The following is a 15,615-nucleotide window of genomic DNA, read 5'->3' as shown; positions in this document are numbered from 1 at the left end:
CCTCTGGCCTTGTTTCTATTTCTCAGCAGCAAATATGATGTTATTTTGTTTCCTAGCCTCTTCAGTGATTTCGAGGACAATTTCGCTCCAGCGCTTCAATTCTTGATATGCTTGATCATTTTTTGTCTCAATGATGTTAACAATGTTTTCACATTCATAAACCATGTTTTGTTCTTCTTGGTCAACACTTATGGTTTCTCTCTCTAATCCACGGTTGTCAACGAAGGTAATTTTAGAAATCGGGGCCGCATCTTCAAGGAGGAAAGTTCCCTTTTCCCCATGAATTTCACACGGTAATTCCGAATGAGATATCTTCGAACAAAGAATCGTACATACAAAATCGTCATACGTTAATACAAGGGTACCACTTCCATCCACCCCACTGCGAAGGAGAACCGGATGATAGCTTACCTGCTTCGGTTTGCCAAACAATCCGACCGCGACATAAAGTGGATAAACACCTAAATCTACGAGTGCGCCGCCAGAGTATTTTGCTGAGAAAATATTTGGTTCCTCACCTTGTAAAAATAAATCATAGCGAGAGGAATATTGGATATAAGGCAGCATTGTACTCCGGAGTTTTCCTGCCAGATGAAGGTTGTCCTTTAATATTTTGAAATTGGGTGTATGAATATTACGGATTGCTTCAAATAAGTAAACGCCATTTTCCTCCGCTGTCTGGTAGGCTGTGGCTAACTCTGCACTCGTTGAAAAAATTGGTTTTTCGCAAATGACATGCTTTTTATTTTTCAAAAACATTAGTGTTTGTTCAAAATGAACTGAATTTGGTGAAGCTATGTATACTGCTTGTATCTCTGGACTCTTAGCCATCTCTGCTATGTCAGTGTATAAATTTGGAGCATGATATGTATCGGCTAGTTGTTTCGCTTTTTCCTCTGTCCGGGAATAGACACTAGTTAATTGCCATTGACCGCTAAGTTGTGCTGCTTGAATAAAGGATTCTGTAATCCATCCTGTCCCAACTGTTCCAAAATTAATCATTAGAGTTCCCCTTCCTTTATATACCTTTAAGAAACCATTGTAGTCTTTTTCACTGCTACTTGCCAATTCCAAACTTCAAAAAAAATAACCAAATCTTCCATTTCACGCGTGTTTTATACATGAATTGATGGGAACAATGGAAAAATATCCGTATTTATGTTATTTATAATGTAGTATGAAAGATGAAATGCGCAGGGTGCCTGCTAATCGGGGCCTGGAGCTAGACAAGATGAAAGAGGTTGAAAAGGGTGGACAATCACACATCAAATTTTATTAAAGATATTATGATAAAAGATATTGAAACAAGAAAGCACAACAAAATCATCACACGGTTCCCGCCAGAGCCAAACGGTTATTTACATATTGGACATGCAAAATCAATTGTCATCAACTTCGGCTTAGCTGATGAATTTAACGGGCTGACCAATTTACGTTTTGACGATACCAATCCGTTAAAAGAAGATATCGAATATGTAAACTCAATTAAAGAAGATGTAAAATGGTTAGGTTTTGAATGGGATAACTTATTATTTGCATCTAATTATTTTGAAGAAATGTATAAACGTGCGGTTCTATTAATTAAAAAAGGGTTAGCCTATGTTGATGACTTGTCAGCTGACGAAATCCGCCAATACCGCGGGACACTAACAGAGCCTGGAAAGGATAGCCCTTACCGAACTCGGTCAATTGAGGAGAACCTTGAACTATTTGAAAAGATGCGTGACGGTGTCTATGATAACGGTCAAAAGGTTCTACGAGCGAAAATTGATATGTCATCACCAAATATCAATTTACGCGATCCTGTTATCTACCGTATTGCCCATGCAACCCATCATAATACAGGTGACAAGTGGTGCATTTATCCAATGTATGCTTTTGCCCATCCAATTGAGGACGCAATTGAAGGGGTAACCCACTCTATTTGTACGATTGAGTTTGAAGACCAACGGCCTCTTTATAATTGGGTAGTAAAACAATGCGAAATGGAGAGCACTCCACAACAAATTGAATTCGGCCGCTTAAATGTGACTAATACAGTGATGAGTAAACGGAAGCTTAAGCAATTAGTAGATGAAGGGTTCGTGGATGGCTGGGATGACCCTCGCATGCCAACCATTTCCGGGATGAGAAGAAAAGGCTTCACACCAGAATCAATTGTGGCGTTTGTCCGGGAAACCGGTGTTCACAAAGGTTCTGGGGCAGTTGATTCACAAATGTTAGAACACTTTGTCCGCGAAGACCTAAAACTGAAAGCACCACGAACCATGGGTGTGATCAACCCGTTAAAGGTTGTCATTACAAATTACCCAGAGGGACAAATTGAACTCCTAGATGCCGAAATCAATTCAGAAAATCCTGAAATGGGCATGAGGAAAATTCCATTCTCAAGGGAAATTTATATTGAACAGGACGACTTTATGGAAGAACCGCCTAAAAAGTATTTCCGTCTGTTCCCTGGTAATGAGGTTCGGCTTAAAAATGCCTATTTCATTAAATGTGAAGAAGTTGTCAAGGATCCGAACGGTAATGTTGTCGAACTGCGCTGCACTTACGATCCTGAAACCAAAAGTGGAACCGGCTTTACGGGCAGAAAGGTGAAAGGAACAATCCATTGGGTTGAAGCGGCCCATGCCGTTCCAGCTGAATTCCGTCTCTACGAACCACTTATTTTGGAAGAAGCAGACGATGAAAGCGGTAGTGAAAAGACTTTCCTAGACAACGTAAATCCAAATTCGCTTGAGGTGTTACAAGGCTTTGTCGAGCCGAACATGAAGGAAAGCAGACCACAAGAAAAGTTCCAATTCTTTAGACATGGGTACTTTAACGTCGATCCGAAACATACAACCGTCGATAAACTCGTCTTTAACCGCATCGTTTCCTTAAAAAGCTCATTTAAAATTTAAAAGAAGGAACCAGGCATAATTGCCTGGTTCTTTTCTATTCCACAATCATACTCGGTACTTCTAATATCAATTTAGTCCCCTTCCCTGGAGAAGAACTAATGACTAGCTCTCCACCCACCGAGCGTGCTCGCTCATCCATACTAAACAAACCAACACCAACGGTTTGATTCTTTACATCAAACCCCTTTCCTTTATCCTCAATCATTACTCTGAGGACATCATCTATTTCTCTAATAGTGACTTTCGCTTCGGTAACTTCCGCATATTTGCGAACATTCGTGAGCGCCTCCTGGATGATCCGGTAAATCGTTAGTTCTATGCTGATATCCAAGCGTCGATTTAACACGCATTCAAAATACACATCCATATTGTAATGATCAGAATAACGGGATAAAAACGACCGAATCGCTGGTACTAATCCCAGGTCATCTAGTACGGAGGGACGCAGCTCCCATGAGATTTCACGGATTTCTTCAATCAATTCGGTTGCTTCGGTTTGCATCTGCAGAAGAAGCGGATGGTCCATTTCGGCTAAGAGACGGTTTATGGTGATCAAATGACTATAAAGGTTTTGACCAATCCCATCGTGTAAATTACGTGACAATCGTTTTCGTTCTTCTTCTTGAACGTTGATGATGGTTGTCATCATTTTTTGCAGCTCCCGTTCGACTCTCTTTCGCTCGGTAATTTCATAACGAATCGCCAAGTATTGGTACGGTTTTCCCTGGTCATTTAAAAAAGGAACAATCGTGGTATCTACCCAATAATAGGTCCCATCTTTTGCCCTATTGCAGATTTCACCTTTCCATACTTTTCCGGACCCAATGGCTCTCCACATTTCTTTAAAGAAATCTCTTGAATGGTATCCGGAATTGATAATTCGATGATCTTGCCCCATCAGTTCTTCTCTCGAATATTTCGAGATATGACAAAATTGATCATTCACATATGTAATCATGCCTCGAGAATTGGTGATGGCTACAATTGAGGATTCATCAAGCGCAAACTTTATATCTACTAATTCCTGCATCGATTTTTTTAATTCTAACTCTAGATCTGCGGAATGATTTGCAGGCTGGTCATGTTTCTTGTCCATTAGCTTCTCCCTGCATCTTTCATAATATCTGCCTTTAAAATCTGTTCCAAGGCTTGGGCCGATTCTTTTACTTGTTCCTGGTCAATTTCTGAAAACGTCGATGCCTTCCTATTCCCAATAAGTAAAACCCCTTTAGGAACACCCCAAAAAAATAAAGGGACCGCATAGGTGGATACAAGTTTTTCAGCAAGCATGATTGGATGGTCTGTTACTTTTCCGAATATTCCGTTTGGAAAATCAATTATCATCATCGGGCTGCCGCTTGAAATGATCTTTCCCGCAATACCTTTCCCGAAACGGACGGTAATTCTTTTGTATTTGTCATTTAAATTGCCAGCAGCATAATGCCATCTAACATCGGGGCCTACTTCATTTTGCAAGGCCAGAGCAACAAATTCGCAGCTTGTCACAGTTATCAGCCTGTTACACACCTCAATCACTTCTTGCATTCCCTTGATCTCTTTCATCCCAAGAAATTCTCCTTAAATACCAAACCCCAATAACCCTTTTCTTACGGCATATTCCACCAACTCAGGTCTGGTTCTCATCTGTAGTTTTTCCATCAAGTTCCCTTTATGGGTTTCGACCGTTTTTACACTGATTACCAATTGTTCAGCGATTTCCTTATTGGAATATCCTTTTGCTATAAGTGTAAGCACTTCTTTCTCCCGTTCAGATAAAAGATTGTACGTATCATTGCCATCTTGTTTTAGGCTGCTTAAATATTCTTCCATCAACCTCTTCTGTGCCGAAGGATGCAAATAGGCATCCCCTGCTGCAACCGACTGGATGGCCGACATTAATTCGTCATGTGGAGCACTTTTTAAGATACAGCCAGATGCTCCCCCTTGAATGGCACGAAAAAGATACTCCTCATCATTATGCATCGTTAATATTAAAATATTAACCTCAGGCATTAACTTTTTTAATTCCATTGTAGCCGATAATCCGTCTTTACCATGTGGCATGCTTAAATCCATTACCACCACATTAGGTTTTAACTTTAACGCTTGTTTGATTCCTTCATTGCCTTCCGATGCTTCACCAATTACCTCCATTTCAGGATTTGTGTTTAACAGCATCTTAAGACCCATTCTAACAACAGCATGGTCATCAACCAAAAGGATTTTTATCAATCTTAATTCTCCTTTAATCTCGGTTTATCGGAAGAGATAGTACTATGGATGTTCCTTCCCCTATTTTAGAAGAAATGTTACATTGTCCGCCAGTCAGAAGCATCCGTTCTTTCATGGCGGCAAGTCCTGAAAGTGGATTTATATAATGGTATTCCTCGGGTTGAAATCCTTTGCCAAAATCATAAATAGTAATATTCAATTCTTCCTCAGTCCAATTAAATTTAATGGTTACATTGGAAGTATCTGCATACTTAGCGATATTGGCAAGCGCCTCCTGGCAAACACGAAATACAGTAATTCTATTTTTTTCAGATATCCATTTTTCTTCACCTGTTGATTCTAAATCCACGAGGATCCCAAATGTTGATGTATATAACTTAAGATAACTTCTCATCGCTGGTAGTAGACCAAGCGTTGTCAGGGTAGGCGGATGTAATTCAACAGATAAGAGCCTAATTTCTTGAATGGTCTTTTCAATCAACTGGGCCATGTCGCGCACATAATGTTTCATATCTGGCTCTTTTGCACCTGATTCAATAAACTGTAAGCCTGTTAAAATACTATATAGATTTTGTCCGACACCTTCGTGAAGCTCTAAGGCAATCCGTTTGATCTCTTCCTCTTGGGAATTAATAATATAAGAGCTAATTTGCTGTTTTGAACTTAAACCATCCATTTCGCCCCTGGTTACTAAAATCAATCTATTTCTAATTTTCGCCTCCGAACCAAGAAAAGAGACATACCGTGACGATTCTCGCGTCATCCCATCAGGAAGGGGATTTTACCCTTGTCATGAACCTCTAATGTTCAAGACAGCCCGTGGTGCTCTGTTAGAGCCGGCGATTTGCAACAGACCATTCCTTCCACTGGTCAACCTGCCACAAAGAATGGATTTTAGTACCAGGTTTACACCTCCTTCAATTGTAATTCCAGGTTCTTGATCATTAATGTTTTATGAATAACATTCCATAGCTTCCACCTATGGTTTTCTTTGAATTTTTCTATATTTGTTACCATCATCCCCATAAACTTACGCCTTTGTTTACCATTGTTTGATTTTTTCTCGGATTCTTCCATGGACCCAAGAAGAGAAATCAATTTTGGCTTTACTAGCGTACGTAAATGAACAAGGAGTTCCTTTGGAATTTTTTCATCATAATCTAGGCCTCTTCTCCCGATGACAAAAGAAGCGGCTTCATGAACGGTTAATCCATATTTTTCACTATTTTAAATCGCCCAATGACAGATGTGTAAGCTGGATTTACTTTTTTTATTTTAAACCCAAACTTGATACCTCTAGAAATAATCGCTTTTTGTATTTTTGTTTTGGAATACGAATGGACAAGTCGATTGAAACGTTTATTCGTGTCATGATCTTGTTTTAACGTGATATCCTCTAACACCATCGCCCCCACGTTCCAAGACAAAAGATACTGAACAATGTCTTTTGCGATTTCACCAGCCATGTTGGATTTCCGATTGCTTTTTACATATTCCATTTCATGACAATAAAAGGTTTTTGATTCCAACCAATTTCCTTGTCTTGTTAAAATAGAAACTGCTACTCGATCAACGTTTATATCAATCCCCGCCACAATATCAGACTGAATTTTTTCATTCCATTTTAGTAAATAACCATGAACATTCAAATCATAGGTAATGTGGGCATAGACCCTGCCTCGTTTACGTTTTAACTCAATAGAATAAACCATAAACTCTTCATAAGGTTTTCCTTTAGAAGTAAAACCCGCCACATCAGGTACGACAACATCTACAATTTCATTGAAATACTTATCAGGAACATGAAGTTTAAATCGTAATCTTGGACTTTTTCTAACCTCGGCCAGTAGTGGATTTGCCACTTCCAAATAAAACTGTTGTTCCTTCTCATCAAAAACAATTCGTATATTCAAATTCCCTTTTTTGGACTTATCACCACGAGAATAAAGCGTGTTAGAACGCAAATCCTTCCATTCAATTCTTGATATTTTACCTTTCATTCGTTCGTAAAAATTCCTTTTCCCACCAAAGATGACTTTGGGGATCGTCTGATCTTTTTGATGTTTTAATAAAACAGATTCTTTTAGTTGAAGTTTTTCTAATCGGGCATCCAAACCCTTTAAACATACTTCAAGGGAAACTTTTTTTGGTCTTTTCTTACCTGTCTTATAATCTTCAATTTTCATAACAATTTTTTTAATTTTTCCTTGGACCCCTTCAATTCTCATCGGTTAGAGTTCTATTTGACTTGAAACAATGGCTTGTACTTGCATAACAGCATCTTCGGCATATCTTTTATTCAAACAAAAAAGAGCATTTATCTTTTTAACTAATTCGCCTGGCTGTTCACCTTCTGTCAAACGATTAAATGAATACCGTTTTGCAGAACAAAAAACAGCCATCAATCGATTTAATTTTTCAAGTTCGATGGAATTCTGATCGTTTAGTAAACATATTTTCGTTACCTTCATTTCATCCCCACTTTCGAACGCGTGTTCTGATTTAAGAATAAGGTTAAAATGAATGAAAAGTAAGATATGAGAACCGGTTGTCAATCAAATTTTTTTCGAGGTTACAGATATCTTAACCAGTTGTAACCTCCCATAATAAAAAAAGGCAGGTCTTTTAAAAAACCTGTACCTTTTTTATCGTATATGTTAAGCCGCTTTCAGAATCAAAAGCTATCCATTGCTCTTCCGACTCTCTTACTTGAGAAGAAATCGGCACCGCAAGAAAATAAAAATCATCAAAATATAAGCGGATATGCGTTCCATCTGGACAAAACTGTACCTTTTTTACAACTTTCTTTACAGATGGTGCTTGGTCTCCACCCTCAGCATCTTGAATGGCTATCTCGATTGGCACACCAACAAACCGGTTCACATCTTCTAACTTAATGGGTTCCACAACTGTTACATCCTCTCTTCACCGGATAGATGAACATCTTATACCCTTGCAAATACTCCCAAAACTTTTCATCGGCATTTTCCTCGATGAATTGAATGGTTTCGTCTTCAGAACCCCAGTCACTCATTCCCTTTATTTCTGCAATAACCATCTCGGCCCCATCAAGCGTTTTTTCTTCTAGAAACCAATTCAGGCGTTTTTTCGCAAAGGTATTTTTTAATAACTCATCGATTTCAGCTATAAAACCGCTGGCTTCCGGACGGACAAAACAAAAATCTATATAAGTCTCACTAGTCATTGATATTCACACCTTTTTTATAAATAAGGAAGGCGATTGGAAATAAAATTACATTGATGACCGCGACTATGATCGTATTTGTATAATTTTCATAGAAATATTGATGAACCATATATTGTGTAAAGATAATGTTTAACAATAAAACAGCTAAAAGGAAGGCGACAGGCAGGTAACTACGCTTCATAACGTTTCACCCCCACGGCATAAACCACACCGTTTTCTACTTTTACATAAATTTCAGGAAGCGGACGTCGCGGCGGACCAGCGATTGGCGCACCCGTTTCCACATCAAACTTTCCGTGATGGCAAGGACAAAGCATTTCTCCTTCATCCTTTTTCCAAAACACAGGGCATCTTAAGTGGGTGCACGCATTTTGGTAAGCTACATATTTTTTTTCAGACAATCTAATTAAAATAGCACTGTCATGTTCACCTGGAAAAGCAAAGTCAACCGCATCTCCTACAGGCAAAGCGTTGACATCGGTAATTTTTTGCTTTGGATATTTTTTGTCACCCAAGCCTGTTAATTCTTTTGCAGCCAAAGCTCCCCAAGGAAGAGAGGAGACCGCAAAAACACCTGCAGCCCCAACTAGCGTTTTCATAAAACCGCGCCGGTCCAGTTTTCGTTCATTGTTGCGGTTTATATTATGTGTGTAATTATCTTCATTAAACGGGATTTTATTATTTTTATCTTTCATGCCAATCCCTCCTAAAACAGTTTAGTGACGCCCTGCAGAATTCCAGGGAGATTCACTTTTACATTTGTTTCGCCTTCTAAATAAGGCATACTTGTTACCCATTTACCGTTATCTAGGTTAAATTGCTTTTGTTTAGCTTCAATCTCATCATCTGTCAGCCATTGTAAGGTATTCGATGGGCAAACACTCGCACACATTGGCGGTATGCCGTCCTTTGTACGGTCGATACAAAGATCGCACTTGTACATTAAATTTTGCTCTGTATCAAACTTTGGTATTCCATACGGACAAGCAATTGTACAGTTTTGGCAGCCAATACACTTTTCCACAAGAGCTGAAAGAACGGCTCCTGTCTCATGGATTTGGATTGCCTGAGCAGGACAGCTTCTTGCACATGCCGGATTTACACAATGAAGGCACATAAGAGGCATCGTTTGACGGTTAACAAGCGGGTTAACGTCGTAAACATAGTTGCGGTTACGTTCCTCATGTCCTCCGCACTGTGTACAAGCCGCTAAACAAGAACGGCACCCTATACAGTTTTCAAGTTCAAGATATAGCCTCTTTTTCATTTACTGCACCTTCTTCATTTCTAGTTTTTCAATCTGTGCGGCACATGCTTTGAATTCTGGCATCCGTGACATAGGATCAAGTGCAGCTATGGTTAATAGATTAATAGATTTATCGTGACCAAAATGATATGGAACAAATACCGTATCTTTTCGAATAGCTTCCGTGATTTTCACTTTATACTCAGCCTCACCTCTACGAGTAAAGAGGCGGACAAATTCTTCATGTTCAATGTTATATTTTGCGGCTGTTTCCGGATGTACTTCTACATATGGCTCAGGACACATATCTCGTAAAAATTGAATCCGGCGAGTTTGGTTCCCAGAAAGATAATGATAAACGACACGTCCGGTTGTTAAGCGTAATGGATATTTTTCATCTGGCTCTTCAGCTGGCGGACGGTAAGGTAAAGCACAGATTTTTGCCTTTCCATCTGGATGATAGAATTTTTTATCTAAAAACATATGCGGTGTACCGGGATCATTTTCGTCTTTACAAGGCCAAAAGACACCGTCCTGTTTGTCGATTTTATCCCAAGTGATTCCGTAGTAATCAGCATAGCCTCCTTTAGAAGCTAAACGGAATTCATCTCCGACATCACTTGCTGTTTTTAGATGAGAGAAGTATTTTCCTCTGCCTAAACGCTCACATAATTCCACTTGAATTTGCCAATCTGGTTTCGATTCTCCTAGCGGCTCTTGAGCCTTGTTAATTTTAATGCAGCGTCCTTCGAGGTTTGTTACTGTTCCTTCGTCCTCAGACCAAGTGGTCGTTGGAAGGATTACATCAGCAAACTCTGCTGATTCAGATAAGTAAAAGTCTGCACATACCATAAAGTCTAGATTTTTCATTTGTTCCCGTACATAATTTAGGTTTGGTGCAGATACGGCTGGATTTGAGCAAAGCAGGTACAATCCACGGATCGTTTTCTGTTCCATTAATCCGAACATTTCGTAAGCTGATACGCCCTCTTTTGGCATTTCCTCTGGTTCAATTCCCCACACTTTAGCAACTGCCTTTACATGCTCAGGATTTGTAATTTTACGATACCCTGGAAGGGCATCGGCTTTTTGACCGTGCTCACGACCACCTTGACCGTTACCCTGACCAGTAAATGTAGCAACTCCCGCTTTAGGTCGGCCAATTTTACCTGTAACTAAGGCCATATTTGTGTATGCTGAAACGTTATCGACACCTTTATGCTGCTGTTCAATACCACGGGCAAACATAACGATAGCATTAGGTGCTTTACCATATATCTCTGCTGCACGAATGATTTTTTCAGGTGCAACCCCAGTAAGCTCACTCGTATATTCTGGTGTAAATTCTTTTACCAATTCTTTTGTTTCTTCAAAGCCATTTGTATGGTAATTTACGAATGCCTCATCAGCATACCCATTTTGAATAAGTAAGTTTAGAATTCCATTTGCAAGGGCTAAGTCTGTTCCTGGTCTTAAATCCAGGTGAACATCGGCTCTTCTAGCAATTGGTGTTTCACGCGGGTCTGCTACAATTAGGTAGCCTCCTCTTTCCTGCACCGCCCACACTCGGAACATCGAAGTTGGATGACATTCGGCTGTATTACTTCCTGCAATAAACAAGCAATCCGTTTCATGAAGATCTGTCCAAGGGAGGGTTGATCCTCGGTCGACTCCGAGGGATCTCAGAAATCCACCTGCGGCACTTGCCATACAGAATCTGCCGTTGTAATCAATGTAACGAGTTTGTAAGCCAACACGGGCAAACTTTCCTGTTAAATAACATTTTTCATTTGTCATCGACACTCCGCTATAGACACTAAGTGAATCCTTACCATGATTTTTTTGAAGCTCTTGAAATTTTTTCACGATTAAATCATAGGCCTCATCCCATGTTGCTTCTCGGAATCCTTCTTTTGTACCCTTTAATGATGCATCATCACGAATTAATGGTTTTAAAATACGATCATCATGATTTGTTTGTTGGTAAGCAGTAACCCCTTTGGGACACATTTTTCCGACGTTTACCGGCCAGTCATAACGTGGTTCCACCCCGATGATTTTATTTGTTTTTGTATTAACACGCAGGTTCATTCCACATTGCATCCCGCAATAGCTGCAGTGAGTTTTTACGAGCGTTTCATTTGGATGACGAAGATTTTCTATTTCTTTAAAAAACTTATCCCTTTGCATTCTGGTTTGCCTCCTTGACCTTAACTTGATGTGTTGCAAAGCCTGAGAATCTTGAGATTCTATATTTTCTGCGACATGGCAGGCATAGTTCAGCAAGATTAAAACCATCCTGCATATTAAATTCCATTTCATTGACTCCTAAAACTTGAATCACATCATTCGATTGCTCCACGGATACAAAATGGTCGCCGCACACTTTACATTTTTTCATTTGCTGTTCACCATAATGTTCACGGTAATTTCTAGCAAACACGCTCATTGGACGGAATGGAATGTGAGCTAACTTTCCAAATGGTAAATAGATTAATGTCACGATTACGGAAAATTGGTGGATCAATGACATTTGCGGCTGCATCCAGCCATGCAGTACTATGTTTTGAAAGGTTAACAGCAAGCCTGTAACCGAAATAAATAATAATAAGTAAAGCGGTAAGAAATCGTACATAAATTTTTGTTCTGCTCTTGCCTGCATATTTTTTAAGCGGCGGTATAAGGCCATACACACACCAGCCGTTACCATGATAGCGGCAATATTAAGGGCATTATAAGATAACCAAGCAATAATGCCCTCTGCTTTAACATGCATTACGTTCATTCCAAATAGCACAATCGTATAGTAGCCATTGTCTTCCATCGTAAAATACATCCAGCTAAACACAAGCGGGAAGGTCACCAAGCACGCAAGGACACATCCCCACCCGATAAGAATGTGCTGAACCCAGCGGTAAATCCCACGATTCCGGATGAAATCGTAAATGGCTAAATGATTAACAGCCGTTTTAGGTGTACTTTTTCGAAACAATAGCTTTAAACCTTTTTTGATAAAAACTTTAGTTGGCGGTCTTTCCCCCCAAGCAATAAAGCGATAGAAAAATCCTCCGATAAATATAAGCGTTCCAACCATATATCCATAAAGATTTAAGTCAATATGTGTAAACATTCTAGTGCCGATAAATGTTAAAATCGCCAGTCCGACAACCGTTAGAAACATTGATTTAGCAAAATGGGATGCAAACGCATCATTAACTGATCGCCCTTGTTTTTTAGTCGTTGCAATATTGGCTTCCATGGGAGTTCCTCCTAAATAAAAATAACACTGCCGTTTTTCATACTCTTATTGTAAGAAAAACGGCAGTGTTATAAATATCAGGGAGTTCCCCTATCATAGGGGGGAAAAACCCCTAGAAATATTATTTTAGACAAAGGTTTGTCACATTTCGTTTCGAAGCTTATGATGATTGTATTTTTTCCGCCAAGAGTACAGCAGTAACAGCAAGTAAATGGAAACTTGAAGGGAGAAAACCAGCGCATCCCAGAAAGCCAGATTTGTTGGGCTTTGTGTAAAACCTGGGAGTAGATGATTTCCCGCATAGATCACTTCAGGGATATAATAAATGGAATATACAGCTATAGTTGCAGCAATCCCAAGCATATAAAAGATGGAATAAATGATGATCGTAGTTCTTTCACTCGCAAAAATCACTTCTCCTTGTAATCTCACTTTAAGAATAGAAAGACGCTTTCTAATGGACTGAATTGCATTTTCCATCAAATTGTAACAGCCTGATAAATTTTCAAAGACAAAGTATAGATCAGTTTTCATATATATACAGCATTGAAAAATTACCCTCATCACGATATCAAAAACAGCAAGACTCATTAATGCATTGGCAAGCCTTGGACCGTTGGGGAACATTAACAAATAGATAAGAGAAAAAAAGAGGATGACCATATCAAAGCATAGGCCTGCTAAAAAAAGAATATTTCGATCTTTAGGTGCAAGTTTCCATACCGGTGACATATCGGTTTCAAGGACAACAAAGAACAAACGATGGCTAACCTCTACTTTTGTCGGGAGATTCTGTGCTCGCATTGCCAACACATGTCCAAACTCATGAATAAGCACAAGAAAAAATGAAAATGCCAGCCACAAAATAACATTGTACACCATAATATCAAACACAAATATATCATCACGCTGCGGAAATAAAGAAGGATTCTTGATAAAAAGGATAAGAATGACTACAAATAGTATCATATAAAAAGGATATGTAAACCTATTAAAAAAGAATTTCCCTAGTTTGGGGGAAATCCGTAAAAAACCTAACTCGACCTTTTCTCGGTGCTGTTTTTCAACCTTTATGCCATCAATTTGATCAATCAAATTAAGTTCAAGGAGTTGATTGGCAAAATCGATTAAGTCTACTACTTCTTTAGGGTATTTTTCTTTAAGATGATTTTCGATTTGCCCTAATGGCACTCCATTGTTCATCTTATTGATTGCATCAATACATACCTCAGTCATTTCATAGAATTCACCTGTAGCCTTATCTTCAACAATATAATTTTTTTTATCCTTGTGAATGTCGACTGGTTCCAACAATAGACGTGAATCGAGTGTAAGGCTCATTTCAACACCCTATCTTATAAATATTTTAAAAAAAGATGCTTAGCTTTCGCTAGCATCTTATCACCCTAATCCGAAAAAGCCGCACCACCAACATGTAGTTTTTACCTTCTTCAGTTTACGGATTTTCATCCTTCCACCTCCTTCAGTAAAGCCTTTTCTTTATTCCATGGATATTTTTTGTGAAAGTCGACCCATGCTGGAAATACTTTAATAAAATTCTCTACCAACGATGGATCAAACTGGGAATCCTTTCCTTCAATAATTCGCTTATAGGCTTCTTCCACTGGCATTGCTGCTCTGTACGATCTGGATGATGTCATTGCATCAAATGCATCGGCAATAGCTGTAACTCTTGCTAGTAAGGGAATTTCTTCGCCAGCTAAACGGTCAGGATACCCCCTTCCATCCCACCGCTCGTGATGCGAACGGATGACAGATAGACTATCCTTTATCCCCTGGACATTCTCGACAGCTTCCGCACCAACACTTGGATGTGACTTAATTATTTCAAATTCTTCTTTTGTCAATTTCCCAGGCTTCATTAATATAGAATCAGGAATATGGACTTTCCCGATATCATGTAATAGACAAGCATAATAAAAGGATTTTTGTTCCTCTTTTGAAAACTCACCGATTTCTCTTGCTAAAATGGATGCATAGCTGGCAACACGTTCGCTATGTCCCCTTGTATACGGGTCTTTTAATTCTAGTGTGGCAATGACCCCTTTTACGATTCCTTCTAATTGCTTATCGTATGCAGTACTAATTGCTTTAAAATATTCCTGAAAGCGGACTAATAAAAAGAAGGACAAAATTGTTAAGACAGCTAGTAATATTCCTGGCAAAGCAGCATATCCTGCCTTTAATATTAATCCAATCAAGATGTACTTTAAAATAGTACCCAGACTGATAATCCAAAAATATCTTGTATTTAGGAAAAGGGGTAATGATAATACTAAAAACACTTCTACAATATTCCCACTTGTGTAAGCTTTCGGCGATTTCCCATAAAAGGTTAAGATATCAACAACAAAAACAGTAAGAAGATACGTAATACTAAATACATACTTTACCCAAAACCCTTTATTTTCCTTATATAAATAGTAAGAAACTGGAATCAATATAATTAATACAAAATAGGTTATATACCAAAAGTTGCTTGGCAGGCCAGCCTTTTTATTATTTATAACTTTAAAAATGTAATAATAAAAATATTCATAGCCTATGAAAATGAGATAGAATAATGAAAGAAACCATTTCATTATCCGTTTTTCTTCATGTGGTATCATAAAATCCTCCAAGTGTACATCACACATGTACCCTTCCCATGTCATCATCTGTTTTTTGGATTTTGGGATAACAAATAGTAGTTTGATAGTTTTCCCTAAGCAATTTCTACTAATTTTCTATATTCTTCTACATT

17 protein-coding genes are annotated in these 15,615 nt (G+C 38.8%); 1 reads left to right on the top strand and 16 read right to left on the bottom strand.

All coding sequences use genetic code 11. The features are described 5' to 3' along the window. Positions 1–15: 15 nt before the first annotated feature. On the bottom strand, positions 16–999 hold the full coding sequence (locus V7137_RS14295) for a Gfo/Idh/MocA family protein (RefSeq protein WP_335698746.1): 984 nt from the start codon (positions 997–999) through the stop codon (positions 16–18). A 251-nt stretch (positions 1,000–1,250) separates the two neighbouring features. Here V7137_RS14295 and V7137_RS14290 point away from each other — a divergent pair, with 251 nt between their 5' ends. Then, complete coding sequence (locus V7137_RS14290; protein ID WP_335698707.1) at positions 1,251–2,906, top strand: glutamine--tRNA ligase/YqeY domain fusion protein; 1,656 nt, start codon at positions 1,251–1,253, stop codon at positions 2,904–2,906. A 34-nt stretch (positions 2,907–2,940) separates the two neighbouring features. On the opposite strand, the gene V7137_RS14285 is transcribed toward V7137_RS14290, so the two are convergent. From V7137_RS14285 to V7137_RS14215, 15 genes are all read right to left on the bottom strand, one after another. Then, positions 2,941–4,002: a sensor histidine kinase gene (locus V7137_RS14285; RefSeq protein WP_335698706.1), complete on the bottom strand. Its 1,062-nt coding sequence runs from the start codon at positions 4,000–4,002 to the stop codon at positions 2,941–2,943. Further along, entirely contained in the window at positions 4,002–4,469 is a 468-nt protein-coding gene (locus V7137_RS14280; RefSeq protein ID WP_335698705.1) for a GAF domain-containing protein, read from the bottom strand. Before V7137_RS14280 ends, V7137_RS14285 begins: the two co-directional genes overlap by 1 nt. Positions 4,470–4,484: 15 nt before the next feature. After that, positions 4,485–5,138: a response regulator transcription factor gene (locus tag V7137_RS14275; protein WP_335698704.1), complete on the bottom strand. Its 654-nt coding sequence runs from the start codon at positions 5,136–5,138 to the stop codon at positions 4,485–4,487. A 13-nt stretch (positions 5,139–5,151) separates the two neighbouring features. After that, positions 5,152–5,814, bottom strand: a complete 663-nt coding sequence (locus V7137_RS14270; protein WP_335698703.1) for a sensor histidine kinase — start codon at positions 5,812–5,814, stop codon at positions 5,152–5,154. A 529-nt stretch (positions 5,815–6,343) separates the two neighbouring features. Beyond that, entirely contained in the window at positions 6,344–7,366 is a 1,023-nt protein-coding gene (locus V7137_RS14265) for an IS200/IS605 family accessory protein TnpB-related protein (RefSeq protein ID WP_335698702.1), read from the bottom strand. Positions 7,367–7,369: 3 nt separating this feature from the next. Next, positions 7,370–7,609 carry a transposase gene (locus V7137_RS14260; RefSeq protein ID WP_335698701.1) on the bottom strand — a complete coding sequence of 80 codons (240 nt, stop codon included), beginning with the start codon at positions 7,607–7,609 and terminating at the stop codon, positions 7,370–7,372. Positions 7,610–7,763: 154 nt separating this feature from the next. Beyond that, a complete protein-coding gene (locus tag V7137_RS14255) occupies positions 7,764–8,045 on the bottom strand; it encodes a hypothetical protein (protein ID WP_335698700.1) in 282 nt (93 codons plus the stop codon). Then, the gene (locus V7137_RS14250; RefSeq protein WP_335698699.1) at positions 8,032–8,343 is read right to left on the bottom strand and encodes a hypothetical protein; all 312 of its coding nucleotides are present in this window, start codon (positions 8,341–8,343) and stop codon (positions 8,032–8,034) included. The genes V7137_RS14255 and V7137_RS14250 overlap by 14 nt, the downstream gene beginning before the upstream one ends. Beyond that, entirely contained in the window at positions 8,336–8,527 is a 192-nt protein-coding gene (locus V7137_RS14245; RefSeq protein WP_335698698.1) for a hypothetical protein, read from the bottom strand. Before V7137_RS14245 ends, V7137_RS14250 begins: the two co-directional genes overlap by 8 nt. Further along, positions 8,517–9,041, bottom strand: coding sequence for a ubiquinol-cytochrome c reductase iron-sulfur subunit (locus V7137_RS14240; protein WP_335698697.1), 525 nt, complete (start codon positions 9,039–9,041; stop codon positions 8,517–8,519). Before V7137_RS14240 ends, V7137_RS14245 begins: the two co-directional genes overlap by 11 nt. 11 nt (positions 9,042–9,052) lie before the next feature. Further along, the gene (locus V7137_RS14235; RefSeq protein WP_166240789.1) at positions 9,053–9,613 is read right to left on the bottom strand and encodes a 4Fe-4S dicluster domain-containing protein; all 561 of its coding nucleotides are present in this window, start codon (positions 9,611–9,613) and stop codon (positions 9,053–9,055) included. Beyond that, the gene (locus V7137_RS14230) at positions 9,614–11,782 is read right to left on the bottom strand and encodes a molybdopterin oxidoreductase family protein (RefSeq protein ID WP_335698696.1); all 2,169 of its coding nucleotides are present in this window, start codon (positions 11,780–11,782) and stop codon (positions 9,614–9,616) included. After that, the gene (locus V7137_RS14225; protein ID WP_335698695.1) at positions 11,769–12,851 is read right to left on the bottom strand and encodes a hypothetical protein; all 1,083 of its coding nucleotides are present in this window, start codon (positions 12,849–12,851) and stop codon (positions 11,769–11,771) included. Before V7137_RS14225 ends, V7137_RS14230 begins: the two co-directional genes overlap by 14 nt. A gap of 141 nt (positions 12,852–12,992) precedes the next feature. Then, entirely contained in the window at positions 12,993–14,192 is a 1,200-nt protein-coding gene (locus V7137_RS14220) for a hypothetical protein (protein ID WP_335698694.1), read from the bottom strand. A gap of 125 nt (positions 14,193–14,317) precedes the next feature. Beyond that, on the bottom strand, positions 14,318–15,481 hold the full coding sequence (locus tag V7137_RS14215; protein WP_335698693.1) for an HD-GYP domain-containing protein: 1,164 nt from the start codon (positions 15,479–15,481) through the stop codon (positions 14,318–14,320). Positions 15,482–15,615: the final 134 nt, after the last annotated feature.

It is taken from the genome of Neobacillus drentensis (assembly GCF_036962765.1).
In the GTDB taxonomy this organism is placed as follows: domain Bacteria; phylum Bacillota; class Bacilli; order Bacillales; family Cytobacillaceae; genus Neobacillus; species Neobacillus drentensis_C.
Note: the sequence above shows the minus strand (reverse complement) of the source record. Positions and strands in the feature narration are given on the sequence as shown.

Excerpts from the sequence above, each read along its gene's own strand:
- V7137_RS14260 (WP_335698701.1), bottom strand. The coding sequence starts at position 7,609 with ATGAAGGTAACGAAAATATGTTTACTAAACGATCAGAATTCCATCGAA.
- V7137_RS14220 (WP_335698694.1), bottom strand. The coding sequence starts at position 14,192 with ATGAGCCTTACACTCGATTCACGTCTATTGTTGGAACCAGTCGACATT.
- V7137_RS14225 (WP_335698695.1), bottom strand. The coding sequence starts at position 12,851 with ATGGAAGCCAATATTGCAACGACTAAAAAACAAGGGCGATCAGTTAAT.
- V7137_RS14265 (WP_335698702.1), bottom strand. The coding sequence starts at position 7,366 with ATGAGAATTGAAGGGGTCCAAGGAAAAATTAAAAAAATTGTTATGAAA.
- V7137_RS14280 (WP_335698705.1), bottom strand. The coding sequence starts at position 4,469 with ATGAAAGAGATCAAGGGAATGCAAGAAGTGATTGAGGTGTGTAACAGG.
- V7137_RS14230 (WP_335698696.1), bottom strand. The coding sequence starts at position 11,782 with ATGCAAAGGGATAAGTTTTTTAAAGAAATAGAAAATCTTCGTCATCCA.
- V7137_RS14240 (WP_335698697.1), bottom strand. The coding sequence starts at position 9,041 with ATGAAAGATAAAAATAATAAAATCCCGTTTAATGAAGATAATTACACA.
- V7137_RS14270 (WP_335698703.1), bottom strand. The coding sequence starts at position 5,814 with ATGGATGGTTTAAGTTCAAAACAGCAAATTAGCTCTTATATTATTAAT.
- V7137_RS14250 (WP_335698699.1), bottom strand. The coding sequence starts at position 8,343 with ATGACTAGTGAGACTTATATAGATTTTTGTTTTGTCCGTCCGGAAGCC.
- V7137_RS14235 (WP_166240789.1), bottom strand. The coding sequence starts at position 9,613 with ATGAAAAAGAGGCTATATCTTGAACTTGAAAACTGTATAGGGTGCCGT.
- V7137_RS14285 (WP_335698706.1), bottom strand. The coding sequence starts at position 4,002 with ATGGACAAGAAACATGACCAGCCTGCAAATCATTCCGCAGATCTAGAG.
- V7137_RS14215 (WP_335698693.1), bottom strand. The coding sequence starts at position 15,481 with ATGATACCACATGAAGAAAAACGGATAATGAAATGGTTTCTTTCATTA.
- V7137_RS14245 (WP_335698698.1), bottom strand. The coding sequence starts at position 8,527 with ATGAAGCGTAGTTACCTGCCTGTCGCCTTCCTTTTAGCTGTTTTATTG.